Here is a 25,963-nt window from a genome sequence, read left to right as displayed (position 1 = left end):
AATTCGATTCATCGGAGCAACCCCCATGCGTTTGCGATCAGCGGCCCTGGCCGCGTTCGTCGCCGTGTGTGCCGTGGCATTCCCCACGCACGCCGCCGACCCCCTCACCCTGGACGACGCTTTCCTCCGCGTTGCCGATACACACCCCGATCTGCGCCTGTTTGGCGCCCGCCATGAGGCCCTGAAAGCCGAACTGGATCGCTCCTCGTTGCGCCCGGCGCTGGTCGCTGGAGCCGAGGTCGAGAACGTGCTCGGTACCGGTCCGGCCAGCGGCCTGGATGGCGCCGAGATCACGCTGAGCCTCGCCTCCGTGCTGGAGCGCGGCGGCAAGCTCGATGCCCGCCGCACGCTCGCGCAAAGCCGCATCGACGCGCTGGCCATCGAGCGCGAAGCGCAGCGGTTGGATCTCCTGGCCGAAGTGGCCCGCCGCTACCTGGCGGTCGTCGGTGCGCAACGCGAAGGCGAGCTTGCGCAGTTGGACGTCGACCAGCGCGAACGCACCGTTGTTGCGGCGCGCCGGCGTCACGAGGCCGGCGCTTCGCCGGAATCGGTCGTACTCACCGCCCAGGCCGCCCTCGCGCGGTCGGAACTGGATCGCGCCCGCGCCCGGCAACGTCAGGCGGCCGCCCGCCAGCATCTCGCGGCCCTGTGGGGCGAGCGAAATCCCGCATTCGAGATCGTCGGGGGCGATCTGCTCGCCGTGCCCCAGATCGCGGACTTCGCGGTACTCGCCGACTGGTTGCAACGCACTCCCGAGCTGGCGCAGTTCGTCGACCAGCAGCGCATTGCGAGGCGCGCCTGCAGCTGGCACGCAGCGAAGCGACCCCAGACTTCGACTGGCAGGTGGGCGTGCGACGGATGGCGGACGGCGATGACTTCGGCTTGGTCGGCAGTGTCTCGATCCCGCTGGGCACCACCCGCCGGGCACAGCCGGGCATCCGTGCCGCACGCGCCGAGTTGACAGCGCTGGAAATCGAACGGGAGGCCATGGGGCTGTCGCTCTACTCCACCCTCGCTGAGGCGCATGGCCGCTTCGAAGTGGCCCGCCTGGAAGCACAGCGGCTAGGTGAGGACGTGCTTCCACGTCTGGCCAAGGCCGAAGCCGCGGCCGCCACCGCGTACCGCGCAGGCGCCGCCAGTTATCTGGAGTGGTCGAGCCTGCAGGCGGAGCACGCCGCCGCACGGCAGCAACAGCTGGCGGCGGCGCTGGAAGCCCAGCGCGCCCTGATCGAGATCCAGCGGCTGACCGGCCAGGCATTCGTCGCCGGCCCGGGCCTGCAACACAACCAAGGAGCAACCCCATGAAGCCTGTCCACCTGATTCCGGCACTGGCGCTGGCCTTGGTCCTCGCAGCCTGCGGTGGCGAGCCGGACCAGCCGGCCAAGGACGCACATGCGAACGACGCCGCCGACCACGGAACGGAGGCCGACGAACACGGCCATGAGGCGGATGAAGTCGCCAGCACGGTCATCCCTGCGGAAATCGCTGAAAAGTCCGGTATCAAGACCCAGCCGGCCGGCCCCGGCGTGATCGCCGACGAGCATGAGGTGCAAGGCCTGCTGACCCCGGTTGAGGGTCGTGTTGCGCAGGTCACCGCCCGTTTCCCTGGCCCGATCCGTTCGTTGCGCGCCAACGTCGGCGACCCGGTCCGCGCCGGGCAGACGCTGGCGACGATCGAGAGCAACCTGAGCCTGAGCACCTACAGCGTTGCCGCGCCGATCTCCGGCGTGGTCGTCGAGCGCAGTGCCTCGGTCGGCGGCCTGGCCAGCGAGGGTGCGCCCCTGTTCCAGATCGCCGATCTCTCGCAGCTCTGGGTCGACCTCCACATTTTTGGCGCCGACGCCCAGCACATCCAGCCTGGCGTGCCGGTCGCGGTCACCCGCATGAGCGATGGCGAGACGGTCCACACCACGCTCGAACGTGTGCTCCCGGGCATGGCCACGGCCAGCCAGAGCACAGTCGCCCGCGCAACGATCGACAACGCCGACAACCAGTGGCGGCCGGGAACGGCAGTCAAGGCGCGGATCACCGTCGCGCAGCAGCCGGTTGACCTGATGGTGCCGTTGACCGCGCTGCAGTCGATGGATGGCCAGGACGCCGTGTTCGTACGTGAAGGCGAGACGTACCTGGCCCGACACGTGGAACTCGGCGCCCGCGATGCCACGCGGGCGCAGGTCCTCTCGGGCCTGAGCGGCGGCGAGGAGGTCGTCGTCGCGGAGAGCTACCTGATCAAGGCGGACATCGGCAAGGAGGGCGCGTCGCATGACCACTGACACCACAGTCCGCCAGGCCGGTCTGCTGGAGCGGATCGTCCGGTTCTCGATTCGGCATCGCTGGATGATGCTGGTGCTGACCCTCGGGCTGATCGGTGTGGGCATCTGGAGCTTCACCCGGCTCCCGATCGATGCAACGCCGGACATCACCAACGTCCAGGTGCAGATCAACACCGAGGCGCCCGGCTACTCGCCACTGGAATCCGAGCAGCGGGTCACCTATCCGATTGAGACGGCACTCGCCGGCTTGCCCCGTCTCGACTACACGCGCTCATTGTCCCGGTACGGGTTGTCGCAGATCACCGTCGTGTTCGAGGACGGCACCGACCTGTATTTCGCCCGGCAGCAGGTGGCCGAGCGCCTGCAGCAGATCCGCTCGCAGATTCCGGAGGGCCTGGAGCCCGAAATGGGCCCGATTTCGACCGGGTTGGGCGAGATCTTCATGTACACCGTGGATGCGGCGCCCGACGCGACCAAGCCGGATGGCAGCCAGTGGAGCCCCACCGACCTGCGCACCCTGCAGGACTGGGTCATCCGGCCGCAGATGCGCAACACCCCGGGGGTGACCGAAGTCAACACGATGGGCGGCTTCGAGCGGCAGATCCATATCACGCCGGACCCGTCCAAGCTGGTCGCACTCGGCTTCACGCTGCAGGACATCGTCGACGCGGTGGCCGCCAACAACCAGAACATGGGCGCCGGTTACATCGAGCGCAACGGCCAGCAGTACCTGGTGCGCGTGCCCGGCCAGGTCGGCGGGATCGACGAGATCCGCAACATCGTGCTGGACCGGCGCGAAGGCCTGCCGATCCGGGTTGCGGACGTGGCGCAGGTGGGTGAAGGCCCGGAGCTTCGTACGGGCGCGGCCACCCAGAACGGCGAAGAGGTCGTGCTGGGCACCGTGTCGATGCTGGTCGGCTCCAACAGCCGCAGCGTCGCGCAGGCCGCGGCGGCGAAGCTGCAGGACGCGAACGCGAGCCTGCCAGAAGGCGTCACCGCGACGGCGGTCTACGACCGCACTGCGCTGGTCGAACGCACCATGCAGACCATCTCGAAGAACCTGGTCGAGGGCGCCCTGCTGGTGATCGTGGTCCTGTTCCTGCTGCTGGGAAACTTCCGCGCCGCGCTCATCACCGCAGCCGTCATTCCCCTGGCCATGCTGTTCACGATCACCGGAATGGTGCGCGGCGGCGTGTCCGGCAACCTGATGAGCCTGGGTGCACTCGACTTCGGCCTGATCGTCGATGGCGCGGTCATCATTATCGAGAACGTCCTGCGCCGGTTTGGCGAGATGCAGCATCGGCTTGGCCGGTCGCTGACGCGCGAGGAGCGCAACGACCTGACCGCTACCGCCACGGTCGAGGTCATCCGGCCCAGCCTGTTCGGCATGTTCATCATCGCCGCGGTGTACCTGCCGATCTTCGCGCTGACCGGGATCGAGGGAAAGATGTTCCATCCCATGGCGATCACGGTGGTGCTGGCCCTCACCGGTGCAATGGTCTTGTCACTCACCTTCGTTCCCGCATCCATCGCGATCTTCATGGGCAACCGGGTCCAGGAGAAGGAGAACCGGCTGGTCCAGTGGGTGCGACGCGGCTATAAGCCGTTGCTCTCGTGGTCGCTCCGTCGGCAGAACTGGGTGTTTGCCGGGGCGTTTGTCTTGGTTGCCGTGTCCCTGCTTGTCGCCACGCGCCTGGGCAGCGAGTTCATTCCCAGCCTGGACGAGGGTGACGTCGCCATGCATGCGATCCGCATCCCGGGCACTGGCCTGGAGCAGTCGGTGAAGATGCAGCTCGCCGTGGAGGAGCGGCTGATGCAGCTTCCCGAAGTGGAGCGGGTGTTCAGCAAGATCGGCACGGCCGAGGTGGCTACCGACCCGATGCCACCAAACGTCGCCGACACCTTCCTGATGATGAAGCCACGCGGGCAGTGGCCCGACCCACGCAAGCCCAAGGACGTACTGCTCGACGAGATCGAGGCGGCGGTGGCGACGCTCCCAGGCAACAACTACGAGTTCACGCAGCCGATCGAGATGCGGACCAACGAGCTGATCTCCGGCGTGCGTGCGGACGTGGCGGTCAAGGTGTTCGGCGATGACCTGGACACGCTGGTCGAGGTGGCCGAACAGGTCGAGGCCGTTGCCAGGCAGGTCGAGGGCGCAGCCGACGTCAAGACCGAACAGGCGACCGGCTTGCCACTGCTGACGATCGTGCCGGATCGTGCGGCGCTTGCGCGCTTCGGCTTGAATCCCGGGGTTGTGCAGCAGACCGTTGCCACCGCGGTCGGTGGCCAGGTTGCCAGCCAGCTGTTCGAGGGCGACCGCCGGTTCGACATCGTGGTCCGGTTGCCGGAACAGATGCGCGTCGATCCGGCGGCCCTTCAGGACCTGCCGATCCCTTTGTCCGACGATGCAAACGCGGACAGATCGAGCCTGGACCCCAGTTGGGCAACTGCGCGAACCATACCGTTGCGGGAGGTCGCGAGGGTCGAAAGCCTGCTGGGGCCCAACCAGATCAACCGCGAGAACGGAAAGCGCCGGGTGGTGGTGACCGCCAACGTGCGTGATCGCGACCTGGGCAGCTTCGTCGAAGAGCTGCAGCAGCGCGTCGGGCAGCAGGTGAACGTGCCGGAGGGCTACTGGATCGACTACGGCGGCACGTTCGAGCAGTTGATCTCGGCCAGCCAACGGCTCGCCGTCGTGGTACCGGTGACCCTGGTCCTCATCTTCGGCCTGTTGTTCATGGCCTTTGGCTCGGCCAGGGATGCGGTGATCGTGTTCAGCGGGGTGCCGCTGGCCCTGACGGGCGGTGTGGCCGCACTGGCACTGCGCGGCATCCCGTTGTCGATCACCGCAGGCGTCGGCTTCATCGCGCTGTCCGGCGTGGCCGTGCTCAACGGCCTGGTCATGATCGCCTTCATTCGCAACCTGCGCGAACAAGGCCAGTCGCTGGACGACGCGGTCTTCAACGGCGCCCTCGGGCGGCTGCGGCCCGTGCTGATGACCGCCCTGGTCGCGTCGCTCGGCTTCGTCCCCATGGCGCTCAATGTCGGCGCGGGCGCGGAGGTGCAGCGTCCGCTCGCCACCGTCGTGATCGGCGGGATCGTGTCTTCAACGCTGCTCACCCTGCTTGTCCTGCCCACCCTTTACCGTCTTCTGCATCGCGGCGACGCAGCGAAGCCGCAACTGGAGGCCCACTGAGTTGAGTGAAGAGAAGATCGAGATACACGACGCGCACCAGCGCCGGATCCTGTTGATCGTCCTCGCCCTGAACCTCGCGCTTGCCGCGGGGTTTGGGGTCACGGGCGTCGCCGCCGGCTCAAGCGCTCTGATCGCAAATGGACTGGACAATGCGTCCGACAGCGCCGTCTACATCATCACCCTGCTCGCACTCAGTCGCTCACAAGCCTGGAAACGGTCGGCGGCCAAAGTGTCCGGCTGGCTGCTGATCCTGTTCGCCGCTGGGATCCTGGTCGACGTGGGCCGTCGGTTCCTGGGTGACGCCGAGCCCATTGGTACGACGATGATGGTGATGGCGCTGGGGGCCGGCCTGGTAAACGCGACATGCGTGTGGCTGCTCAAGAAAATCCGGCAGGCCAATGTGAACGTGCGTGCCGCGACGACCTTCAGCACCAACGATTTCATCGCCAACGCAGGCGTGCTCGTGGGTGGCGGACTGGTGCTGTGGACCGGGCGGGCCTGGCCCGACCTCGTCGTGGGGCTCGCAGTGGCGGCGATCGCCCTGAAAGGGGGCATCGAGATCCTGCAGGATGCCCGTGGCGAAGAGAACGCTTGAGTGCCGACCTAGGATGGCGGGTGGCGCAGCGTGTCGAGGATGGCGCACTGGCCGCGCTCGCCGCCGCTGCAACTGCCAATCACCCGTTCGAGCTCCGAGGCCATCCGCTGAAGGTCGTTTAGCCGGTTCCGGATGTCCAGCAGGTGCCCGCGGGCAAGACGGTCGACATCCTGGCAGGACAACCCGTCGTCTTCGGCCAGGCCCAGCAGGCTGCGGATCTCCTCCAGCGAGAAGCCCAGTTCGCGTCCGCGGCTGATGAAGCGCAGCCGATCCGCGTCGGCGGGACGGTAGTCGCGATACCCGCCCGCCGTGCGCGGCGGGGCAGGCAACAACCCGATGCGCTCGTAGTAGCGCACGGTTTCGGGATGGCACCCGCTGCGCTCCGCGACCTCTCCGATCTTCATGGGCTTGACTCTGTAGCGACTCCGGGGTTTAGGATCGCCGACCTGGAAGCGGGCCGCAAATCCTCGGACGCCCGCTCGACTCGGAGACATGATCATGAGTGATTCGTGCGGCTGCGGAAGCACGGTGGATATCCGCGCCCTGGAGGCGGGGCAGCGGCGCGGGTTGATGATCGTGCTGGCAATCAACATCGCCAGCTTCGTGATGATGATCACCGCAGCGATCTACAGCGGCTCGTCCTCGTTGCTGTCGGGCAGCCTCGACAACCTCGGTGATGCGTTGACCTATCTGCTGAGCCTGGCAGTGATCGGCGCGAGCCTGCGCGCCAAGGCCAGGGTGGCGTTGTTCAAGGGATTGCTGATCCTCGGTGCCGCGGTTGCGGTCGCCATCCAGATCGGCTGGCGCCTGGCCCACCCGGAGGTGCCGATCTTCGAGGCCATCGGCATCGCCGCCGTGATCAATCTTGCGTTCAACGCCTTGTGCCTGTGGCTGCTTACCCCGTACCGCTTTGGCGACGTGAACATGTCATCGGCCTGGGAGTGCTCGCGCAATGACCTGTACGAGGGTGTTGCGGTGCTGCTGGCAGCCGCCGGCGTGTGGCTGTTCGATGCCGGCTGGCCCGATCTGGTCATCGCCGGTGGACTGTTGCTGATGTTTCTGCGGTCCTCCGCTCGGGTACTCCGCATGGCTTGGCGGAGTTACCGGGACGAGGTGAAATAACGAGTTACGGCCCGTTGTCCGGTCCTCGAAGAAGAAATGCTCCGTTCTGAAGCGTGGCTGGAGCGGCCAAGAAAGTCAGCTATGACAGGCAGTTAGCTCACCTTTGGCCGTTTTTTACACGAATCCCTGCCGACCCTCTGAAAGAGTGGATTCGAAGCGGCAGTTCGGGTCAGCCAGAACGTCCGCTTCTGGCCGGAAGCGGACATGGAGATAGTGGAAGAGGCGGTCATTGTTCTCGCGGAACCGAGGGGTTGGTGGCTAGTGGCCCAAATACCTTATCTTTGATATCCGCTATCTCCTTGATGGCCCGCTGGAGTTGTTGGCCCGTCGTTTGGAGCTGCGCGATGCTGACCTGTCTGGTCTGCAAGAACACGTCATTCAGCGCTGCCTGATTGCTCCAGATCATTAGGTGCTCATCGAGAGGCTGCATGCCAGGAATCCCGGTAACAACTCCGTCACCGGCACATTGAAATCGTCTTACCATGTCCAATGGGGTTCCGTCGCCAAGGCAATGGTCAATTAGCCGAAAGGTGGCGCCGACAAGTGCGACGAGTTCGTCCGATTTCACCCCATGGCCAAGCCGCGTGATAACTGGCGTCCAGCATCGCAGTTCCCATGCCGCTTGCGTTCCTTCGGCCAAATCGCCACGAGCGATCTGGCTAATCGTCTCCGCACGGTATCCAATCGCCGGCTGACCATTCTGTTCGTGAAGTACCAACGTTGCGAAGGTGCGCATGCATTGAACTCCCCTGGGGGATCAAAGTAACGGAAGGTCCTCTGTCAGAATTTTCGGCGCTCGTCTCTAGCCGCGCGAATCCTGTCCAGTCAGGAATAACGCGGATCAGCCGGCATCAAGAGCTATGTTTGAATCCTCGTTGGTTGGAAAGTAGTGCGCCAAGAACACGGCATCGCGTCCGACGTATAGGCGCGGGGATTCGCCCTGTGGTGGTTTGATCAGGAAGCCACCTGCCATGATCAGTGCTCCGGCCCGTCGTCCGTAGAGACTTGCGTGCGTTCCGCCATTGCATACGGGACGTCATTGTTGGGGTAGATCTGGTTTGCATCTATCCATCCATGTTGCCGCGTGCCAGCGAATGCATCTGCCAAGGGCGCGATCCGCTCGACGATGGCGGTTGGGGTTGACGGGATGCCAGCGGGGGGGGGGCTCCTCTAGAGGCGTTCTGAAGGGGTGGCAGGAAGTGGTGAGAAAACACGCTAAAATCGACCGCTGCGGCTACGTTCTCTACAGGTAGCGGTCAACTAGTAGATCAAGGAGTAGGCCCTTGCCAAGAGAATGTCAACAAGATCAAATGGTTGGGACGCCGTTCGGCGTCCTAGGGCGCACACTTATGTGTGCACAACCGTTCTGATCCTGGTGTGCGCCACCCTGCGGTGGCGCGCGCGACCGTATGGTTCCCGGCGCGGACGGCCTGCTGGCCGTCCGCGCTGCGTTTGGGCGGCCGTGGCCTCTCCGGCCCCGGTACTACTGGACCTGCCGGCGCCGGGACGAGTAACGTGGCGGCCTCTTTGTTTGCAGGGGAAACAGAATGGCCGGCCAGGGTGCGCCACAGCTGACCTTCCGCGCCGTCGTCCTCGCCATCGTGCTCGCGGTGGTGCTGTCGGCGGCCAACGCCTACCTGGGCCTGTTCGCCGGCCTGACCGTGGCCACCGCCATCCCGGCGGCGGTCGTCTCCATGGGCGTGCTGCGCCTGCTCGGCGGCGGCACGATCCTGGAGAACAACATCGTCCAGACCGGTGCCTCGGCCGGCTCGTCGATCGCCGCTGGCGTGATCTTCACGATCCCGGCGCTGGTGCTGATGGGCTACTGGCCGGACTTCGACTACTGGTGGGTGCTGGGCATCGCCGGCCTCGGCGGCCTGCTGGGCGTGCTGTTCTCGGTGCCGCTGCGCCGGACCATGATCGTCGAGGAGCCGCTGCCGTTCCCCGAGGGCAAGGCCGCGGCCGAGGTGCTCAAGGCCGGCGAGAATCCCGGGCCGGGCCTGAAGATCCTGGGCATCTCCGCCGCCATCGGCGGCCTGGTCAAGCTGGCCGCGGCCAACGGCCTGCGCCTGATCCCGGACAGCTGGGCGGTGGCCGGCTACTTCGCCAACAACAAGGTGATCGGCTACCTCGGCACCGGCCTGTCGCCGGCGCTGCTGGGCGTGGGCTATATCGTGGGCCTGAACGTCGGCATCGTGGTCCTGTCCGGCGCGATCCTGTCCTGGCACGTCGCCATCCCGCTGTACCACGCCTTCTTCCTCGACAGCGACCCGGCCCTGGCCAGCGCCATCGCGGGCGCCCCGGCCGAGGACGCGGCCTTCGCGATCTGGTCGGCCAAGATCCGCTTCCTGGGCGTGGGCGCGATGCTGATCGGTGGCGTGTGGACCCTGTTCTCGCTGCGCAATTCGCTGCTGGCCGGCATCAAGAGCGGCTTCGCCGCCGCGCGCAAGGGCGCGATGCACGGCGCGGCCATCGCCGAGACCGATCGCGACCTGCCGATGAAGTGGATGCTGGTGGCGCTGGTCGCCTTCGTGGTGCCGCTGTGGCTGCTGTACCACGCCATCGTCGGCTTCTGGGTGGCCAGCTTCGCCATGACCCTGATCATGATCGTGGCCGGCTTCCTGTTCGTTTCGGTGTCCGGCTACCTGGCCGGCCTGGTCGGCTCGTCCAACAACCCGGTGTCGGGCATCACCATCGCCACCATCCTGTTCGCCTCGGTGGTGCTGCTGATCCTGCTGGGCGCCGATGGCCAGAACCAGGTCGGCGGCGCGCCGCTGGGCGCGGTCGCGGCGATCATGATCGGCGCGGTGGTGTGCTGCGCCGCGGCGGTGGGCGGCGACAACCTGCAGGACCTCAAGACCGGTTACCTGGTCGGCGCGACCCCGTGGAAGCAGCAGCTGATGCTGGGCATCGGCGCCTTCTCCTGCGCGCTGATCATGGCCCCGGTGCTGAACCTGCTGCAGGAGGCCTACGGCATCGGCTCCAAGACCCTGCCGGCGCCGCAGGCCAACCTGATGGCCTCGGTGGCCAAGGGCCTGTTCGGCGGCGAACTGCCGTGGACCATGATCGGCATCGGCGCGGTGGTCGGCGCGATCGTGATCGCGATCGACGGCTGGCTGAAGAAGACCGGCAAGCGCTTCCGCGTGCCGGTGCTGGCCGCGGCCATCGGCATCTACCTGCCGCTGGAACTGATGGTCCCGATCTTCCTCGGCGGCCTGCTGGCGCACCTGGTGCAGCGTTTCCACAAGGTCCGCGACGACGACGAGGCCGGCCTGGACCGCGTGCACCGTCCCGGCGTGCTGTTCTCGGCCGGCCTGATCACCGGCGAGGCGCTGATGGGCATCGCCATCGCCCTGCCGATCGTGATCACCCAGGATGCCGAGGTGCTGGCGCTGCCGGTGGACCTGGGCAAGGCGGCGCAGTGGGTCGGCCTGGTGGTGCTGTTCGTGGTCGGCTGGCTGCTGTACCGCACCGGCAAGCGCGCAGAACAGGCGGGCTGAGCCGGCAGGCTCGGCAAACCGGGCGGAAGGCCGCATGACCTTCCGCCTTTGCGCCGGCCCGGCGGCGCTGCCTAGCATCCGGGATCGCCTTCAAACCAAGGAGTTCCCGATGTCCGCACGCACGCCCATTGTCCTGGCCCTGGCCGGACTGCTCGGCCTTGGCGCGGTCGCAGACGTGGAGGCCGCCCGCGGCTTCGACGTGCGCGACCTGCAGAAGCTGGATCGCGTCTCTTCGCCGGTGCTGTCGCCGGACGGCGCGCGCGTGGTGTTCGCCAGGCGCGAAATCGGCGAGGACCTCGGCAAGGCCAGCACCGGCCTGTGGATCCGCGACCTTCGCACCCGCGACATGGCGCCGCCCAGGCGCCTGACCCCGGAAGGCTGGAACGTCAATTCGCCCTCGTTCTCGGCCGACGGCAGGTTGGTGTACTTCCTCAGCGCCAAGGGCGGTACCCAGCAGCTGTACGCGATCCCCGCCGGCGGCGGCGAGCCGCAGCAGCTGACCGGCTACCCGCTGGACATCGGCAGCTACAAGGTCTCCCCGGACGGCAAGCGCATCGCGGTGAGCATGGATGTGTTCCCCGACTGCGGCGCGGACCTGGACTGCACGGTTTCGCGCCTGGATGAGCGCGAGAAGTCCAAGACCAGCGGCGTGGTCTACGACCAGCTGTTCGTGCGCCACTGGGACACCTGGTCCGATGGCCGCCACAGCCGCCTGTTCGTGACCACCCCGGCCAGCGGCGGCAAGGCGCCGGCGCCGGTGCTCGTCGGCGCCGGCAGGAACGAGCCGGTGGGCCACGTGCCGTCGCGGCCGTTCGGCGGCGCGGACGAATACACCTGGTCGCCCGACGGCAAGTCGCTGGTGTTCTCCATGCGCGTGGCCGACCGCCAGGAGCCATGGTCGACCAACTTCGACCTGTACCTGTACCGGGACGGCAAGCCGCTGAAGAACCTGACCGCGTCCAACCCGGCCTGGGACACCGGCCCGGTGTTCAGCGCCGACGGCAGGACCCTGTACTACCGCGCGATGAAGCGCCCGGGCTTCGAGGCCGACCGCTTCGGCCTGATGGCGCTGGACCTGGCCAGCGGCAAGGTGCGCGAGATCGCGCCGGAGTGGGACCGTAGCGCCGACGGCATCACCCTGTCGGCCGACGGCAAGGCCATCTACACCACGGCCCAGCACCTGGGCCAGCATCCGCTGTTCAAGGTGGACGTGGCCACCGGCAAGGTCGAGCAGGTGGTGGGCGAGGGCACCATCTCCTCGTTCGACATCGCCGGCGACACCCTGGCCTTCACTCGCAATTCGCTGCGCAGTGGCGACCAGCTGTTCACCACCACCTTGTCCAGCCCGGCCGCGCAGCGGGCGATCACACCCGCGGCGGGCGAGGTGCTGCCCGACGTGGCCTTCGGCGACTACGAGCAGTTCAGCTTCTCCGGCTGGAACAGCGAGACCGTGTACGGCTACGTGGTCAAGCCGTGGAACTACGAGGAAGGCAAGCGCTACCCGGTGGCGTTCCTGATCCACGGCGGCCCGCAGGGCAGCTTCGGCGACGGCTGGAGCTACCGCTGGAACCCGCAGACCTACGCGGGCCAGGGCTATGCGGTGGTGATGATCGACTTCCACGGTTCCACCGGCTACGGCCAGGCCTTCACCGATTCGATCAGCGGCGACTGGGGCGGCAAGCCGCTGGAGGACCTGCAGAAGGGCTGGGCCGCCGCGCAGCAGAAGTACGCCTTCCTGGACGGCGACCGTGCCTGCGCCCTGGGCGCCAGCTACGGCGGCTACATGATCAACTGGATCGCCGGGAATTGGTTTGATGAAGCCGGTCACTCGCCCTGGAAGTGCCTGGTCAACCACGACGGCGTGTTCGACACCCGCTCGATGGGCTATGTGACCGAGGAGCTGTGGTTCACCGAGTGGGAGAACGGCGGCACCCCGTTCGAGAAGCCGGAGAACTTCGAGAAGTTCAACCCGGTCAACCACGTCGCCAAGTGGCGCGTGCCGATGCTGGTGGTGCAGGGCGAGAAGGACTACCGCGTGCCGGTGGACCAGGGCCTGTCGACCTTCACCGCGCTGCAGCGCAAGGGCATCGAGTCGAAGCTGCTGTACTTCCCGGACGAAAACCACTGGGTGCTCAAGCCGGCAAACAGCGTGCTCTGGCACGACACCGTCAACGCCTGGTTGAAGAAGCACATCGGCCAGTGACGTGATCCACCCCGATGGCCGGCACCCGCCGGCCATCGCTTTTACGGTTCCGCAGGAGTTGTACCCATGGCGATCGAGAACGCCGAAGCTTCGACCGCGCTGATCACCAACGACATCGTCGTGTTCGGCCTGATCGCCGCCACCCTCGGCCTGATCTTCTGGCTGGCCAGCGGCCCCACTCCGTTCTGGAAGAAGTTCTTCGCCTGGGTGCCGGCGCTGCTGCTGTGCTATTTCGTCCCGGCGATCTACAACACCGTCGGCCTGATCGACGGCAGCCAGGGCGCGGTCTACAACCCGATCGGCAGCCGCGTGCTGCTGCCGGTGGCCCTGGTCCTGCTGACCATGACCATCGACCTCAAGGGCGTGCTCAAGCTGGGGCCGAGGCTGCTGTTCGTGTTCTGCGCGGGCACCTTTGGCCTGTTCCTGGGCGCGATCGTGGCCTTCCAGGTGTTCCAGTGGTTCTGGCCGGCCGTGGTGGCCGGCGACGTGTGGAAGGGCATGGCCGCGCTGGCAGGCAGCTGGATCGGCGGTGGCGCCAACATGGTGGCGATCCGCGAGGTGTACCAGGTGGACGCCACCCTGTTCGGCCAGTTCGCGGTGGTCGACGTGGCCATCGCCAACCTGTGGATGGCAACCCTGCTGTTCCTGGCCGGGCGCGCGGCGACGATCGATGCGCGCAGCGGCGCCGACACCAGTGCCATCGACGAAATGAAGACGCGGCTGGAGGCCTACGAGGCGGCGAACGCGCGTATCCCGACCCTGACCGACCTGATGGTGATCCTGGGCATCGGCTTCGGCATCGTCGGCGCCGCGCACGCCGTGTCCACGCCGGTGGCCGCATGGTTCGCCGCGCACGTAGCCAATGCCAGCCAGTACAGCCTGGACTCGGCCTTCGTCTGGGTGGTGCTGCTGGCCACCGTCGCCGGCCTGGGGCTGAGCTTCACCCCGGTGCGGCGGCTGGAGAACGCGGGCATGGCCAAGATCGGCAGCGCCTGCCTGTACTTCCTGATCGCCAGCATCGGCATGCAGATGGACTTCACCCGGCTGGCCGAGCGGCCCGGCCTGCTGGCCTTGGGCGTGGTCTGGATGGCCGTGCACATCCTGGTGCTGTGGGGCGCGGCGAAGCTGGTCCGGGCGCCGCTGTTCTATTTCGCGATCGGCTCGCAGGGCAACATCGGCGCCGCCGCATCGGCGCCGGTGGTGGCGGCGGCCTTCCATCCGACGCTGGCCCCGGTGGGCGTGCTCCTGGGCACGGTGGGCTATGCCACCGGCACGATGATCGCGTACTGGCTGGGGCAGATCCTGCGGATGATGGCGGGGCAGTAAGCCGTCGCTCCGACGTGCGCACCGGAAAGGCGAAGCCCCCGCTTCGCCTTTCTTTGTTCCGGCGTTCGTGGCCCCCATTCCGGGCGACAAGGGGCTCGAACCGGTCCTTCGTAGCCCGGGTAAGCGAAGCGCACCCGGGGATGCCCGCGACAAAGGCGGCCCCGCCCGGATTCGTCCCGCGGCCTGATCCGGGCTGCGCGTGCTGCAAAGCCGCGGGCAACGTCGAAACATGCCTCGCCATCCGCTTCGCGGCTGCCGGGTCACTTTCCCTGCCTGTGCAAAGAGGCGCTCCCGGCAGCCGGATGGCAGCCCGGAAACAACAAGAAAGCACGGCCCGAACCGATCGCCGTCCGGCTGCGCCGGCCGGTGCCCTGCGCTTCCCGCAACGGCGGAGCAGGGCCCATGTCTCGCTTCGCCCGGACGTACAGCCTCCACCGCGCCGCCGTGGCGGCGATGCCAGGTTCTCTGCAACGGGCGGAATGACAGCAACAGGGCAGGATTGCCTGAAGAAAAAGAAGGGCGAAGCTTTCGCTTCGCCCTTCCGGGTTCACCTGCCTGCGACCCTCAGCAGCAGCGGAATCCGCCGCGTCCGCCGAAGCGTGCTTCCTGCCGCTCGCGGAAGAAGGTCTTGTAGTCCATCGGCTCCTTGTCCGGATGTTTCTCCAGCATGTGCCGGACGTAGTTGTCGTAGTCCGGGATCCCGCAGCACAGCCGCGCGGTCTGGACCAGCCGCCGCCACACCCGCTTGTGCGTGGCGTAGTGGGCGACGGGGACGAGCTGGGTACCCATGGCGTCCTCCTTACAGGTGGGCCTGCGCGGCCTGCTGCTCCGCGGTGAGCGCGACGTAGGCGGTCTCGCGGTCGGTGCGCGCCGGGTTGGCGCGAGCGGCCAGGATCGCGCGGATCGAGTAGAACAGGATCGAGAACACGACCAGCAGGAACAGCACGGTCAGGCCGGTGTTGACGTAGGCATTGGTCACCACCTGGTGCATCTGGTCCATGTTCTTGGCCGGGGCCAGCACCTGGCCGGAGGCGATACCGTCCTGGAACTTGCGTGCCTGGGCGAGGAAGCCCTGCGCCGGGTTGCTGTCGAAGATCTTGATCAGGCCTGCCCAGGTGGTGCAGATCAGCAGCCAGGCCGCGGGCAGGGCGGTGACCCAGGCGTAGCGGTCGCGCTTCATCTTGAACAGCACCACCGTGCCCAGCATGAGCGCGATGCCGGCCAGCATCTGGTTGGAGATGCCGAACAGTGGCCACAGGGTCTGGATGCCCCCGAACGGATCGACCACGCCGGTGTAGAGCAGGTAGCCCCACAGTGCCACGCAGCCACCGGTGGCGATGATGTTGGCGCCCCAGGACTCGGTGCGGCGCAGCGCCGGGATGAAGTTGCCCAGCAGGTCCTGCAGCATGAAGCGGCCGGAGCGGGTGCCGGCGTCCACCGCGGTGAGGATGAACAGCGCCTCGAACAGGATCGCGAAGTGGTACCAGAACGCCATCATCGCGTCGCTGCCGCTGGGGATGGCCTCGTGCAGGATCTGGGCGATGCCCACCGCCAGCGTGGGCGCGCCACCGGCGCGGTGCAGGATGGTCGGTTCGCCGATCGCGGCGGCCGTGGCCTCCAGGTCCTGCGGGGTGATGGTGAAGCCCCACTGCTGGGTGATGTGCGCCGCGGCCGAAGCTGCGTCCGCGCCGATCACCGCCGCCGGGCTGTTCATGGCGAAATACACGCCCGGGTCGATGATCGAGGCCGCCACCAGGGCCATGATCGCCACGAACGATTCCATCAGCATGCCGCCGTAGCCGATGTAGCGCGCATGGCCCTCGTTGGCCAGCAGCTTGGGCGTGGTGCCGGAGCTGATCAGCGCATGGAAGCCGGACACCGCGCCGCAGGCGATGGTGATGAACAGGAACGGGAACATGCCGCCCTTCCACACCGGGCCCTCGCCGCTGGCGGCGAATTCGGTCAGCGCCGGCATGCGCAGTTCGGGCATCACGACCACGATGCCGATGGCCAGGGCGACGATGGTGCCGATCTTGAGGAAGGTGGACAGGTAGTCGCGCGGCGCCAGCAGCAGCCACACCGGCAGGACCGAGGCGACGAAGCCGTAGCCGATCAGCATCCAGGTGATCTGGGTCGCGGTGAAGGTGAAGGCCGGGCCCCAGGTCGGATGCGAGGCGACCTGGCCGCCGAACCAGATCGCGCCCAGCAGCAGCACCAGGCCTACCACCGAGATCTCGCCGATCCTGCCGGGACGGATGTAGCGCATGTAGATGCCCATGAAGATCGCGATCGGCATGGTCGCGATCACGGTGAACATGCCCCACGGGCTTTCGGCCAGCGCCTTGACCACCACCATCGCCAGCACCGCCAGGATGATGATCATGATCAGGAAGGCGCCGAACAGGGCGATGGTGCCGGGGATGCGCCCCATTTCCTCGCGCACCAGGTCGCCCAGCGAGCGGCCGTCGCGGCGCGAGGAAATGAACAGGACCATGAAGTCCTGTACCGCGCCGGCGAGCACCACGCCGACCACCAGCCACAGCAACCCGGGCAGGTAGCCCATCTGCGCAGCCAGTACCGGGCCTACCAGGGGGCCCGCGCCTGCGATGGCGGCGAAGTGGTGGCCGAACAGCACGTGCTTGTTGGTCGGCACGTAGTCCAGGCCATCGTTGTGCAGCACGGCGGGCGTGGCCCGGGTGGGATCCAGTCCCATGACCCGGTTGGCGATGAACTGGCCATAGAAGCGGTATGCGGCCAGGTAGATCGATACGGCTGCCACCACGATCCACAAGGCGTTGATCTGCTCGCCGCGGCGCAGCGCGATCGTGGCCAGGCAGAACGCGCCGAGCAGCGCCAGCGCTGCCCACGCAACCTTCGAGAATGCCTTCATGTGTTGTCTCCGGCGGGGGTACGACAAGGGTCGTCCTGCATGCCGGGACCGTCAATGCGCGTGCCGCTCCCGCGGCTTCGACTTTGGTCTTATCCGGCGGCGCGAGGATTCCACCGCGGGTGTTGTCGCGGTGTGTTCAGAGCCAGCGCGAACGCTTGAACAGCCGGTACAGCACCACGCAGACCAGGCCCACGCCCAGCGCCAGCGCCGGGTAGGCCCAGCGCGGCGCCAGCTCGGGCATGTGCGCGAAGTTCATGCCGTACCAGCTGGTGACCAGGGTCGGCGCGGCCAGCAGCGCGGCCCAGGCGCCGAGGCGCTTGACCGTCTCGCCCTGGGCCAGGGTGACCAGCGACAGGTTCACGCTCAGCGCGGTGCCGAGCATGTCGCGCAGGCTGTCGATCGCGTCGTTGATGCGCACCACGTGGTCGTGCACGTCGCGCAGGTACAGGCGCACGTCCTCCGGCACCAGCTGGCCCTGCGCCGCCTGGCTGCGCACCAGCTGCTGCAGCACGTCCTGCAGCGGCGACACCGAGCCGCGCATGTTGGTCAGCTCGCGCTTGAGGTCGTACAGGCGCACCACGATGGCGCGGCGGTAGGTGTCGGAGAAGATGTCGCGCTCCAGCGCGTGCAGGGTGTCGCGGTGCGCGTCGACGATCGGCGCGTAGTTGTCGACGATGAAGTCGAGCATGCCGTACAGCGCCATCGCCGGCCCCGCGCGCAGCAGCTCCGGTTCGCGCTCCAGGCGGGCGCGCACCGGGGCGTAGGACAGCGAGGCGCCGTGGCGCACGGTCAGCAGGAAGCGGCGGCCGAGGAAGGCGTGGGTCTCGCCGTAGGCGATGCGGGTGCCGTCCATCTGCGCGGTGTGCGCGGCCACGAACAGGGTGTCGCCGTAGGCCTCGACCTTGGGCCGCTGGTGCGCCTTGCCGGCATCCTCCACCGCCAGCGGGTGTAGCCCCAGCGCCTGCTGCAGGCGGTCCAGGATTTCCTGCTGCGGCTCGTACAGGCCGATCCAGGCGAACCCCGGGACCTGCCCGGCGATGCGCCGGCCGACTTCCTCCAGCGACATGTCGTGGCGGCAGCCGTCGCCGTCGTACCAGGCGCAGGCGAGGACGCAGGCGGGCAGGGCGGCGGCGTTGTTCATGCGCGGCATCCTGCGGGCTGCCCGCGGCGGCGGCAAGCCCGGCTCAGGCGCGGCGGCCCAGGGCCAGCGCCAGGGCCCGGTGCAGCGGCAGCAGCAGGGCCACCCAGGGATGGTTGAACTGCGGCTGCAGGCTCAGCCACTGCAGCACCCAGCCGACGCAGGCGATCGCCGCGACGGCCCACAGCAGCGGCCGGAACAGGCGCCTGGGGACCCGGCTGCGCAGCAGGGCGAACGCACCGGGCAGCAGGAGCAGGCACAGCGGATCCAGCAGCGACAGGTTGCGGTTGGCCCAGCCTGCCTCGTGCGCCGTGCCCAGCCAGATGAAGGCCATCAGCACCCCTCCGATGCCGCACAGCAGCCACAGCGGCGCGGCGAAGGCAGCCAGCACGCGCGGGCGGCGGCGCAGGGCGAGGATCGCGACGGCCCCGGCCAGTCCGGCCAGCAGCCAGGGCCAGACCCGGCGCGGGCGCTCGGGCGGCTCCGGGGCGACCAGGTGCGGCAGGATCTCGTGCTCGGACAGCACCAGCGGGCGGCCGTCGGCGCGGCGCGCCTCGCGCAGGCTGTCGGCCAGGCGCATGGGCACGAAGGCCTCCACCCAGCGCGACAGCGGCCGGTCGGCGTACGGGCCCAGGCCCAGGTCGAAGCCCAGCCACATCCACGCGGCCGGCCGCGCCAGGCGCACGGCTTCGCTGCGATAGGTGTTGCCGCGCGAGCGCCCCGACAGCTGGGTGCGCAGCGCGCCACCCAGCGCCTCGTCCAGCGCGTCGCGCACCTGGGTCGCGCAGTTGGCGGTGAAGTAGTCGTAGCGGTAGCGCGCGTTCTCCGGGCGCGCGCGCTCGGCCAGGCTGGCGGCCAGGGCCTCGGCCTGTTCCGGCTCCAGGTCCAGCCACTGCAGGCGCACCCCACGCCCGGCCTGGCGGTACTGCTCCAGGTCCGTTTCCAGTGGCAGCGCCACCAGCATGTACATCATCTCGCCGCGCACGAAGCGGCCGACGAAGTCCGGCTCGGTGGGGTCGAAGTAGCCGAAGTTGTACGAGACCGCTTTGCCGCCGGCCGGATCGGCCACGACGAGGGCGTCGTGGCCGAAACGCTCGAAGAACACCTCGCCCGGCTCCATGGTCAGCACCCCGATCCGGGGCGCGGCCATGGCCGGCAGGGCCAGCAGCGCGAGCAGGCCGGCCAGCAGCAGGGCCGCCCAGGCCTTGCCCCGCATCAGTCCTCTTCCACCGTGGCCGGCAGCACGCCGACCTGGAAGGCGCGCACCCGGCGCGCGTCGGCGCGGATCACGCGGAAGGCGAAACGGTCCAGGGTCAGCTCCTCGCCGACCTCGGGCAGGTGGCCTATGGCCTCGGTCACCAGGCCGCCGATGGTGTCGTACTCGTCGTCCGGGAAGCCGGCGCCGAAGCGCTGGTTGAAGTCGCCGATCGGGGTCAGGGCGTCGACGATGTACTGGCCGTCGGCCTGCACCGCGATCAGCGCGCTGTCGTCGGCGGCCTCGTCGTGCTCGTCGTCGATCTGGCCGACGATCTGCTCGAGCACGTCCTCGATGGTGACCAGGCCGGCGACGCCGCCGTACTCGTCCACCACGATCGCCATGTGGTTGCGCGACAGGCGGAATTCCTTGAGCAGGACGTTGAGCTTCTTGGACTCGGGGATCAGCACCGCCGGACGCAGCAGCGGATTGATCTCGCACGGCCCCTTGTTGCGGGCGACCCCGCGGAGCAGGTCCTTCGCCAGGAGGATGCCGAGGATCTCGTCGCGGTCCTCGCCATGGACGGGGAAGCGGGAATGCCCGGATTCGACCACCTGGTCGAGCAGCTCGGAGAAGGGGGATTCGGCCGAGAGGGATACCATCTGCGACCGGGACACCATGACGTCGCCCACGGTCAGTTCGGAGACCGAGAGCGCGCCTTCCATCATGCGCAGGGTGTCGGCGTCGATCAGCCCGTTGCCCTGGGCGTCGCGCAGGAGCGCGACCAGGTCTTCGCGGGTGTCGGGTTCGCCGGAAAAGGCGGCGCTGATGCGCTCGAGCCAGTTGCGTCGCCGCTCGTGCGGCTCGGATGCGTGGTGGCTGCTACTGTCGTCTTCTGACATCTGGGGTGGGAACGGCGCCCCGGATGGAGGGGCGTTGCCCGCAGTCTAGCGTGGAAGGGCGGCCGTGGGCGAGGCGCCGCCGGGGATTTCCGGCTCTTCGGGCTCCAGCGGATCGCGGCTGTAGCTGCATCCGGCCAGGGTCTTGCCCGGGTGGGAATCGACGTTGGAGACGTTGATCACGGCCGAATCGATCCACGCCGGCTGGCCGTCCGCGCCGGCGACCTCCTCGGCGCGCACCTCCAGGCCGAACAGGACCTTCTCCGGCGTGTCGATCCCGGTTTCCAGCTGCAGCTCCCGCGCCAGCACGCGCGGGTCCTCCAGGTCCAGGACGGCGAGGATGGCGTCCCCGGCGAAGGCGATGTGGGTCGTGCGGTGGCCGAACACCTCGATCGGGGTGTTGAGCTGGTACTCGACCATGAACAGGTTCGCCTGCGGCTGCGGGCGCCAGCCGAGCGAGACCGCGGCCAGCGGGTCGGCCTGGACCGGAACCAGGCCCATGAAGGCCTCGTACGTGGCGCGGCACTCGATGAGGGCGGGCAGATCCGGGGCGACCGCGTCCTGGGCGGCGGTGGTGGCGGACGTGGCGGACAGGGCGAGCGCCAGGAGGGCGGCGATGCGGCGGGCGGCCATGGCTCAGTCCCCCCGCTCGGCGGCGTAGGGATCGGGCAGGCCGAGGCCGGCCAGGATCTCCCGCTCCAGCTGCTCCATGGCCTCGGCCTCCTTCTCGTCCTCGTGGTCCCAGCCCAGCAGGTGCAGGGTGCCGTGCACGGTGAGGTGGGCGTAGTGCGCGGCCAGGGCCTTGCCCTGCTCTGCCGCCTCGCGCGCCACCACCGGCGCGCAGATCACCAGGTCGCCCAGCAACGGGAACTTGACCCCCTTGGGCAGGCCTTCCGGCAGCTCGGCCGGGAAGCTCAGCACGTTGGTGGCGTAGTCCTTGCCGCGGTAGTGGCGGTTGAGCGCCTGGCCCTCGGGCGCGTCGACGATGCGGATCGCGAGGTCGGCCTCGCGGATGCGGCCGGCGAGCGCGGCCGCCACCCACTTGCGGAAGCTCTGCGCTGCAGGCACGCCGGCGCGCGGCACCGCGTAGCTGACCGCGACATCGAGACGGACGGGGCCCTTGGTCATGGCAGGTGGATCAGGCAGGAAGGAAGCGCGCAGTATCGCGCGCGGCGGCCGCCGCCGCGACCTCCGGCGTCATTCCTGCCCGGGCTCGGCGGCAATCCGGTCGCGGCGGTCGTAGGCATTGACGATGCGCGCCACCAGCGGATGCCGCACCACGTCGCGGCCCTCGAAGAAGGTGAAGCTCACGCCCTCGACCCCGCGCAGCACCTCGATCGCGTCCTTCAGGCCCGACTTGACGTGCTTCGGCAGGTCGATCTGGGTCATGTCGCCGGTCACCACCGCGGTGGAGCCGAAGCCCAGGCGGGTCAGGAACATCTTCATATGCTCGATGGTGGTGTTCTGGGCCTCGTCCAGGATCACGAAGGCGTCGTTGAGGGTGCGGCCGCGCATGTACGCCAGCGGCGCGATCTCGATGACGTTCTTCTCCAGCAGCTTGACCACCTTCTCCACGCCCAGCATCTCGTACAGGGCGTCGTACAGCGGGCGCAGGTAGGGATCGACCTTCTGGGTCAGGTCGCCGGGCAGGAAGCCGAGCTTCTCGCCGGCCTCCACCGCCGGGCGCACCAGCACCAGGCGCTGCACCCGCGACTCGTTGAGCGCGTCCACGGCCATGGCCACGGCCAGGAAGGTCTTGCCGGTGCCGGCGGGACCGATGCCGAAGTTGATGTCGTGGGTGGCGATCGAGTGGAGGTAGCGGGCCTGGTTGGCGCCGCGTCCGCGGATGGTGCCGCGGCGCACCTTCACCGAGACCTCCTGCGGCTGGTAGCCGGCGTCGTCGACCTGGTCGACGTTGGCCTCGTTCAGGCGCAGGTGGATGGCATGGCTGTCGAAGGTGGTCTCGGCCGCTTCGGCGTACAGCGCCTGCAGCAGGTGCTCGGCGCGCGAGGTCGCGTTGGCTTCGCCGGTGACGCGGAACACGTTGCCGCGGTTGGCGATCTCGACCCCCAGCCGCAGTTCGATCTGGCGCAGGTGCTGGTCGAACGGGCCGGCCAGGTTGGCCAGGCGTTCGGTGTCGGCGGGTTCGAGGGTGAAGTCGCGCTGGGTCGGGGTCGTCATCGGCGGGGCGCTGCCTGCGCGGGGGACGCGCGGGCGCCATTCGGTCGGGGGCGAAAGGTTAGCGCGGGGCAGGTGCGTGGACCAGTGAAAACGCCGGCCTGGCGCGCATCCGGCGGCCAAGCCCCCCTCCCGCCGGGAGAGGGGGCAAAGGCCTCAGGCGACCACGATCTCGCCGCGCAGCGAGTTGGTCAGCGCCGCGGTGATGCGCACGTCCACGAACTGGCCGACCAGGCGCGGGTTGCCGGGGAAGTTCACCGAACGCATGTTCTCGGTCTTGCCGGTCAGCTCCTCGGGGTTCTTCCTCGACGGTCCCTCGACCAGCACGGTCTGCACACTGCCGACCATGGCCTCGGAGATGCGCGCGGCGTTGGCGTTGATCGTGGCCTGCAGGCGCGACAGGCGCGCGTGCTTGGTCTCGTCGCCCACGTCGTCCGGCAGGTCCGCGGCCGGGGTGCCGGGGCGGCGCGAATAGATGAAGGAGAAGCTCTGGTCGAAGCCCACGTCCTCGATCAGCTTCATGGTCTTCTCGAAGTCCGCGTCGGTCTCGCCGGGGAAGCCGACGATGAAGTCCGAGCTGATCGAGATGTCCGGGCGCACCGCGCGCAGCTTGCGGACCTTCTGCTTGAATTCCAGTGCGGTGTAGCCGCGCTTCATCGCGCTGAGGATGCGGTCGCTGCCCGACTGCACCGGCAGGTGCAGGTAATTGGCCAGCTGCGGCACGTCGCGGTAGGCCTCCACCAGCGAGTCGGAGAACTCCAGCGGGTGCGAGGTGGTGAAGCGGATGCGGCCGATGCCCTCGATCTGGGCGATGGTGCGGATCAGCAGGCCCAGGTCCGCATAGTGCTCTTCGCTCGGGCCAAGGCCCTCGCACGCGTCGGTGCCATCGCCCATCGGTCCGCGGTAGGCGTTGACGTTCTGGCCCAGCAGGTTGATCTCGCGCACGCCCTGGGCGGCCAGCTGCGCCACTTCGACCAGCACGTCCTCGAATGGGCGGCTGACCTCGGTGCCGCGGGTGTAGGGCACCACGCAGAACGAGCAGTACTTGGAGCAGCCCTCCATGATCGAGACGAATGCGCTGGGGCCCTCGGCGCGCGGCTCGGGCAGGCGGTCGAACTTCTCGATCTCCGGGAAGGAGATGTCCACCTGCGGGCGCTTCTGCTCGCGGCGGGCGCGGATCAGTTCCGGCAGGCGGTGCAGGGTCTGCGGGCCGAATACCAGGTCCACGTAGGGCGCGCGCTTGACGATGGCCTCGCCCTCCTGGGAGGCGACGCAGCCGCCGACGCCGATGATCACCTCGCGGCCGCCTTCCTTCAGTGCCTTCCAGCGGCCGAGCTGGCTGAACACCTTCTCCTGGGCCTTCTCGCGGATCGAGCAGGTGTTGACCAGGACGACGTCGGCCTCCTCCGGGTTGTCGGTCAGCTCCAGCCCCTCGTGCTCGGCGAGCACGTCGGCCATGCGGGCCGAGTCGTACTCGTTCATCTGGCACCCGTGGGTCTTGATGTAGAGCTTGCCGCGGGCCCCGCCGGGAATGGCGCGCGGCATGGCGCCCGGCAGCGGGACCAGGGAGGGGGCAGGGGTGGAGGCGGGCGCGATGGCGGCTTCCGGAGCGGGGTCCGGAGTGGCGTTCATCCCGGTCATGGCGGTTAATCCAGGCGGGCAGGGGGCGGCATTGTAGCGCCAGGGCGGACCGGCGCCCCGTTTTGGGCGGTGGCGGCTTGGCAAGCCGCCGGCGAGCCGGGATACTCGCGCCCATGGGGACCCTGGGGAAGGCAGCCATCCTGCTGCTGCTCGCGCTGCCGGCTTTTCCGGCCAGCGCAGGCACCGTGTACCGGTGCGTGGGCAGCGATGGCATATCCAGCTACGTGAGCAAGCGCGTGCCCGGTGCCAAGTGCGCCGTGGCCAGCCATTTCACGCCCGATCGCAAGCCCGCCCGGCCCGCCGCCAGTCCAGCGGCGCCGGCTCCCGTGGCGACGCCAGTGGCCGCATCCGGGTCCGCCGGCACGGAGGGCGAGCCGCGGATGGTGCCCGCCGTGGCGACCACGCCGGCCAGCGCCTCCCCGGCGCCGGCGGGAACCCCGCCGCGCCGCCGGGTCAGCGGCCAGGTCTATTCGTATATGAAGGACGGCGTGCGCCACTTCACCAGCCGCCCGCCCGGGCGCGGTTCCGGCGCGAGTGGGGTGCGTACCGTGGCGTACAGTTTCATGGAGACCTGCTACGCCTGCGCCGTGCAGCCCGGGGTGAGCTTCGCCACCGTGCGGCTCAACACCGATGCCTACCGCGACGAGATCGCCGCCGCCGCCCGTGAGTTCGGGGTGGAGGAGGCCGTGGTCCGCGCGGTCATCCATGCCGAGTCCGCGTTCAACCCCGCCGCCCTGTCGCATGCCGGGGCCCAGGGCCTGATGCAACTGATGCCGGCCACGGCCCGCCGGTTCGGCGTCAGCGACAGCTTCGACGCCCAGCAGAACATCCGTGGCGGCACCCAGTACCTGGCCTGGCTGCTGCGGCGCTACAACGGCGACCTGACCCTGGCCGCGGCAGGCTACAACGCCGGCGAGGGCGCGGTGGACCGCTACAAGGGGGTGCCGCCGTACAGCGAGACCCAGCGCTACGTGCAGCGCGTGGGGGTGCTCGCCGAGCGCTACCGCGGCGTCCTGGCGGCGCGGTGAGCGCGATGCGGGCAGGGCTGCGGGGCGGATGGGCCGGGGCGCCGGAAGGTCGCCATTGTCGGCCTGTTAAGCGTTCCGTTACACTTCCTCGTCTTTTGCGACCGGAGACGGTCGCGGGCAGCCAACGCTACCAGCTGATGATTTTCGGAGTGCCGGATGGCCAACGATGAGGTCCAAGCGCCCGTGAACACGGGCCGACGCCGGTTCCTGACCGCCACCACCGCCGTGGTGGGGGCCGTGGGGGCCGGTTTCGCAGCAGTACCGTTCATCAAGTCGTGGAATCCCAGCGCCCGGGCGAAGCTCGCCGGTGCCCCGGTGACCGCCGATATCAGTGCCCTGCAGGAAGGCCAGCGCCTGATCCTGGAGTGGCGCGGCCAGCCGATCTGGATCGTCAAGCGTTCCAAGGCGGTTCTGGAGGCCTTGCCGACCCTGGACGGCCGCCTGCGCGACCCCAAGTCGGACAACCCCGACCAGCAGCCCGAGTACGTGCGCCAGGCCAACCCGGAGCTGCGCTCGCTCAAGCCGGAGATCTCCGTGCTGGTCGGCCTCTGCACCCACCTCGGCTGCTCGCCGGAGATGGCCGCAGAGATCAAGCCCGAGCCGTACGACCCGGAGTGGAAGGGCGGCTACTTCTGCCCCTGCCACAAGTCGCGCTTCGACATGGCCGGCCGCGTGTTCCAGGGCGTGCCCGCCCCGACCAACCTGGTCGTGCCGCCGCACTACTACGCCGACGACAACACGATCGTCATCGGCGTCGATCCTCAGGGGGCATAAGC

At 68.5% G+C, this 25,963-nt stretch carries 20 protein-coding genes and 1 pseudogene; 10 read left to right on the top strand and 11 right to left on the bottom strand.

The genetic code is table 11. The annotated features are described in order from the left end of the window. The first annotated feature begins 25 nt into the window (after window positions 1–25). The 4 genes and pseudogenes from CSC68_RS04040 (at window position 26) to CSC68_RS04025 (ending at window position 6,067) form a co-directional block, all read left to right on the top strand. Window positions 26–1,305: pseudogene (locus CSC68_RS04040) on the top strand (TolC family protein). After that, complete coding sequence (locus CSC68_RS04035) at window positions 1,302–2,273, top strand: efflux RND transporter periplasmic adaptor subunit (RefSeq protein ID WP_125111693.1); 972 nt, start codon at window positions 1,302–1,304, stop codon at window positions 2,271–2,273. The pseudogene CSC68_RS04040 and the gene CSC68_RS04035 overlap by 4 nt, the downstream one beginning before the upstream one ends. Window positions 2,274–2,295: 22 nt before the next feature. Then, complete coding sequence (locus CSC68_RS04030) at window positions 2,296–5,472, top strand: efflux RND transporter permease subunit (protein ID WP_162202306.1); 3,177 nt, start codon at window positions 2,296–2,298, stop codon at window positions 5,470–5,472. Window position 5,473: 1 nt separating this feature from the next. Continuing rightward, window positions 5,474–6,067, top strand: a complete 594-nt coding sequence (locus tag CSC68_RS04025; RefSeq protein WP_125111694.1) for a cation efflux transmembrane domain-containing protein — start codon at window positions 5,474–5,476, stop codon at window positions 6,065–6,067. A gap of 8 nt (window positions 6,068–6,075) precedes the next feature. Here CSC68_RS04025 and CSC68_RS04020 read toward each other — a convergent pair whose 3' ends face one another. Next, window positions 6,076–6,471, bottom strand: coding sequence for a MerR family transcriptional regulator (locus CSC68_RS04020; RefSeq protein WP_095208871.1), 396 nt, complete (start codon window positions 6,469–6,471; stop codon window positions 6,076–6,078). Window positions 6,472–6,565: 94 nt separating this feature from the next. On the opposite strand from CSC68_RS04020, the gene CSC68_RS04015 reads away from it, so the two are divergent. Continuing rightward, complete coding sequence (locus CSC68_RS04015) at window positions 6,566–7,189, top strand: cation efflux transmembrane domain-containing protein (RefSeq protein ID WP_162202219.1); 624 nt, start codon at window positions 6,566–6,568, stop codon at window positions 7,187–7,189. Window positions 7,190–7,415: 226 nt separating this feature from the next. Here CSC68_RS04015 and CSC68_RS04010 read toward each other — a convergent pair whose 3' ends face one another. Beyond that, entirely contained in the window at window positions 7,416–7,925 is a 510-nt protein-coding gene (locus tag CSC68_RS04010) for a hypothetical protein (RefSeq protein ID WP_162202218.1), read from the bottom strand. An 811-nt stretch (window positions 7,926–8,736) separates the two neighbouring features. On the opposite strand from CSC68_RS04010, the gene CSC68_RS04005 reads away from it, so the two are divergent. The 3 genes from CSC68_RS04005 (at window position 8,737) to CSC68_RS03995 (ending at window position 14,218) form a co-directional block, all read left to right on the top strand. Continuing rightward, complete coding sequence (locus CSC68_RS04005) at window positions 8,737–10,689, top strand: OPT family oligopeptide transporter (RefSeq protein WP_162202217.1); 1,953 nt, start codon at window positions 8,737–8,739, stop codon at window positions 10,687–10,689. A gap of 109 nt (window positions 10,690–10,798) precedes the next feature. After that, entirely contained in the window at window positions 10,799–12,892 is a 2,094-nt protein-coding gene (locus tag CSC68_RS04000) for a S9 family peptidase (protein WP_162202215.1), read from the top strand. Window positions 12,893–12,958: 66 nt separating this feature from the next. After that, on the top strand, window positions 12,959–14,218 hold the full coding sequence (locus tag CSC68_RS03995) for a DUF819 family protein (protein WP_162202214.1): 1,260 nt from the start codon (window positions 12,959–12,961) through the stop codon (window positions 14,216–14,218). 564 nt (window positions 14,219–14,782) lie between these two features. Here CSC68_RS03995 and CSC68_RS03990 read toward each other — a convergent pair. The 9 genes from CSC68_RS03990 to miaB all read right to left on the bottom strand — a co-directional run bounded on the left by CSC68_RS03990 (window position 14,783) and on the right by miaB (window position 24,063). Continuing rightward, window positions 14,783–15,007 (bottom strand): YbdD/YjiX family protein, encoded by a 225-nt coding sequence (locus CSC68_RS03990; protein WP_162202212.1) that lies wholly within the window; start codon window positions 15,005–15,007, stop codon window positions 14,783–14,785. A 10-nt stretch (window positions 15,008–15,017) separates the two neighbouring features. After that, entirely contained in the window at window positions 15,018–17,108 is a 2,091-nt protein-coding gene (locus CSC68_RS03985; RefSeq protein ID WP_162202211.1) for a carbon starvation CstA family protein, read from the bottom strand. Between the two features lie 136 nt (window positions 17,109–17,244). Further along, window positions 17,245–18,249, bottom strand: coding sequence for a magnesium and cobalt transport protein CorA (locus CSC68_RS03980; protein WP_162202209.1), 1,005 nt, complete (start codon window positions 18,247–18,249; stop codon window positions 17,245–17,247). 43 nt (window positions 18,250–18,292) lie between these two features. Further along, window positions 18,293–19,462: a lipoprotein N-acyltransferase Lnb domain-containing protein gene (locus CSC68_RS03975; protein ID WP_162202208.1), complete on the bottom strand. Its 1,170-nt coding sequence runs from the start codon at window positions 19,460–19,462 to the stop codon at window positions 18,293–18,295. Further along, entirely contained in the window at window positions 19,462–20,343 is an 882-nt protein-coding gene (locus CSC68_RS03970) for a CorC family transporter (RefSeq protein ID WP_162202206.1), read from the bottom strand. Before CSC68_RS03970 ends, CSC68_RS03975 begins: the two co-directional genes overlap by 1 nt. 45 nt (window positions 20,344–20,388) lie before the next feature. Next, complete coding sequence (locus CSC68_RS03965) at window positions 20,389–20,973, bottom strand: hypothetical protein (RefSeq protein ID WP_162202204.1); 585 nt, start codon at window positions 20,971–20,973, stop codon at window positions 20,389–20,391. 3 nt (window positions 20,974–20,976) lie between these two features. Continuing rightward, entirely contained in the window at window positions 20,977–21,468 is a 492-nt protein-coding gene (gene ybeY / locus CSC68_RS03960; protein WP_162202203.1) for an rRNA maturation RNase YbeY, read from the bottom strand. A gap of 69 nt (window positions 21,469–21,537) precedes the next feature. Beyond that, window positions 21,538–22,521 carry a PhoH family protein gene (locus CSC68_RS03955; protein ID WP_162202202.1) on the bottom strand — a complete coding sequence of 328 codons (984 nt, stop codon included), beginning with the start codon at window positions 22,519–22,521 and terminating at the stop codon, window positions 21,538–21,540. A gap of 153 nt (window positions 22,522–22,674) precedes the next feature. Beyond that, window positions 22,675–24,063: a tRNA (N6-isopentenyl adenosine(37)-C2)-methylthiotransferase MiaB gene (miaB, locus tag CSC68_RS03950; protein ID WP_246193442.1), complete on the bottom strand. Its 1,389-nt coding sequence runs from the start codon at window positions 24,061–24,063 to the stop codon at window positions 22,675–22,677. A 209-nt stretch (window positions 24,064–24,272) separates the two neighbouring features. Here miaB and CSC68_RS03945 point away from each other — a divergent pair, with 209 nt between their 5' ends. Both CSC68_RS03945 and petA read left to right on the top strand, forming a co-directional pair. After that, a complete protein-coding gene (locus tag CSC68_RS03945) occupies window positions 24,273–25,187 on the top strand; it encodes a lytic transglycosylase domain-containing protein (protein WP_162202200.1) in 915 nt (304 codons plus the stop codon). 156 nt (window positions 25,188–25,343) lie between these two features. Further along, window positions 25,344–25,961: a ubiquinol-cytochrome c reductase iron-sulfur subunit gene (gene petA / locus CSC68_RS03940; protein WP_162202199.1), complete on the top strand. Its 618-nt coding sequence runs from the start codon at window positions 25,344–25,346 to the stop codon at window positions 25,959–25,961. Window positions 25,962–25,963 lie beyond the last annotated feature (2 nt).

The sequence above is a fragment of the Pseudoxanthomonas suwonensis genome (assembly GCF_010093235.1).
Taxonomy (GTDB): domain Bacteria; phylum Pseudomonadota; class Gammaproteobacteria; order Xanthomonadales; family Xanthomonadaceae; genus Pseudoxanthomonas; species Pseudoxanthomonas suwonensis.
This window is presented reverse-complemented; position numbering and strand designations above follow the sequence as displayed.

What these genes read in the sequence shown, in the direction of transcription:
- CSC68_RS04010 (WP_162202218.1), bottom strand. Translation starts at nt 7,925, where the DNA reads ATGCGCACCTTCGCAACGTTGGTACTTCACGAACAGAATGGTCAGCCG.
- petA (WP_162202199.1), top strand. Translation starts at nt 25,344, where the DNA reads ATGGCCAACGATGAGGTCCAAGCGCCCGTGAACACGGGCCGACGCCGG.
- CSC68_RS04015 (WP_162202219.1), top strand. Translation starts at nt 6,566, where the DNA reads ATGAGTGATTCGTGCGGCTGCGGAAGCACGGTGGATATCCGCGCCCTG.
- CSC68_RS03980 (WP_162202209.1), bottom strand. Translation starts at nt 18,249, where the DNA reads ATGAACAACGCCGCCGCCCTGCCCGCCTGCGTCCTCGCCTGCGCCTGG.
- miaB (WP_246193442.1), bottom strand. Translation starts at nt 24,063, where the DNA reads ATGCCGCGCGCCATTCCCGGCGGGGCCCGCGGCAAGCTCTACATCAAG.
- CSC68_RS03995 (WP_162202214.1), top strand. Translation starts at nt 12,959, where the DNA reads ATGGCGATCGAGAACGCCGAAGCTTCGACCGCGCTGATCACCAACGAC.
- CSC68_RS04005 (WP_162202217.1), top strand. Translation starts at nt 8,737, where the DNA reads ATGGCCGGCCAGGGTGCGCCACAGCTGACCTTCCGCGCCGTCGTCCTC.
- CSC68_RS03945 (WP_162202200.1), top strand. Translation starts at nt 24,273, where the DNA reads ATGGGGACCCTGGGGAAGGCAGCCATCCTGCTGCTGCTCGCGCTGCCG.
- CSC68_RS03985 (WP_162202211.1), bottom strand. Translation starts at nt 17,108, where the DNA reads ATGAAGGCATTCTCGAAGGTTGCGTGGGCAGCGCTGGCGCTGCTCGGC.
- CSC68_RS04020 (WP_095208871.1), bottom strand. Translation starts at nt 6,471, where the DNA reads ATGAAGATCGGAGAGGTCGCGGAGCGCAGCGGGTGCCATCCCGAAACC.
- CSC68_RS04000 (WP_162202215.1), top strand. Translation starts at nt 10,799, where the DNA reads ATGTCCGCACGCACGCCCATTGTCCTGGCCCTGGCCGGACTGCTCGGC.
- ybeY (WP_162202203.1), bottom strand. Translation starts at nt 21,468, where the DNA reads ATGACCAAGGGCCCCGTCCGTCTCGATGTCGCGGTCAGCTACGCGGTG.
- CSC68_RS04035 (WP_125111693.1), top strand. Translation starts at nt 1,302, where the DNA reads ATGAAGCCTGTCCACCTGATTCCGGCACTGGCGCTGGCCTTGGTCCTC.
- CSC68_RS03955 (WP_162202202.1), bottom strand. Translation starts at nt 22,521, where the DNA reads ATGACGACCCCGACCCAGCGCGACTTCACCCTCGAACCCGCCGACACC.
- CSC68_RS03965 (WP_162202204.1), bottom strand. Translation starts at nt 20,973, where the DNA reads ATGGCCGCCCGCCGCATCGCCGCCCTCCTGGCGCTCGCCCTGTCCGCC.
- CSC68_RS03975 (WP_162202208.1), bottom strand. Translation starts at nt 19,462, where the DNA reads ATGCGGGGCAAGGCCTGGGCGGCCCTGCTGCTGGCCGGCCTGCTCGCG.
- CSC68_RS03970 (WP_162202206.1), bottom strand. Translation starts at nt 20,343, where the DNA reads ATGTCAGAAGACGACAGTAGCAGCCACCACGCATCCGAGCCGCACGAG.
- CSC68_RS03990 (WP_162202212.1), bottom strand. Translation starts at nt 15,007, where the DNA reads ATGGGTACCCAGCTCGTCCCCGTCGCCCACTACGCCACGCACAAGCGG.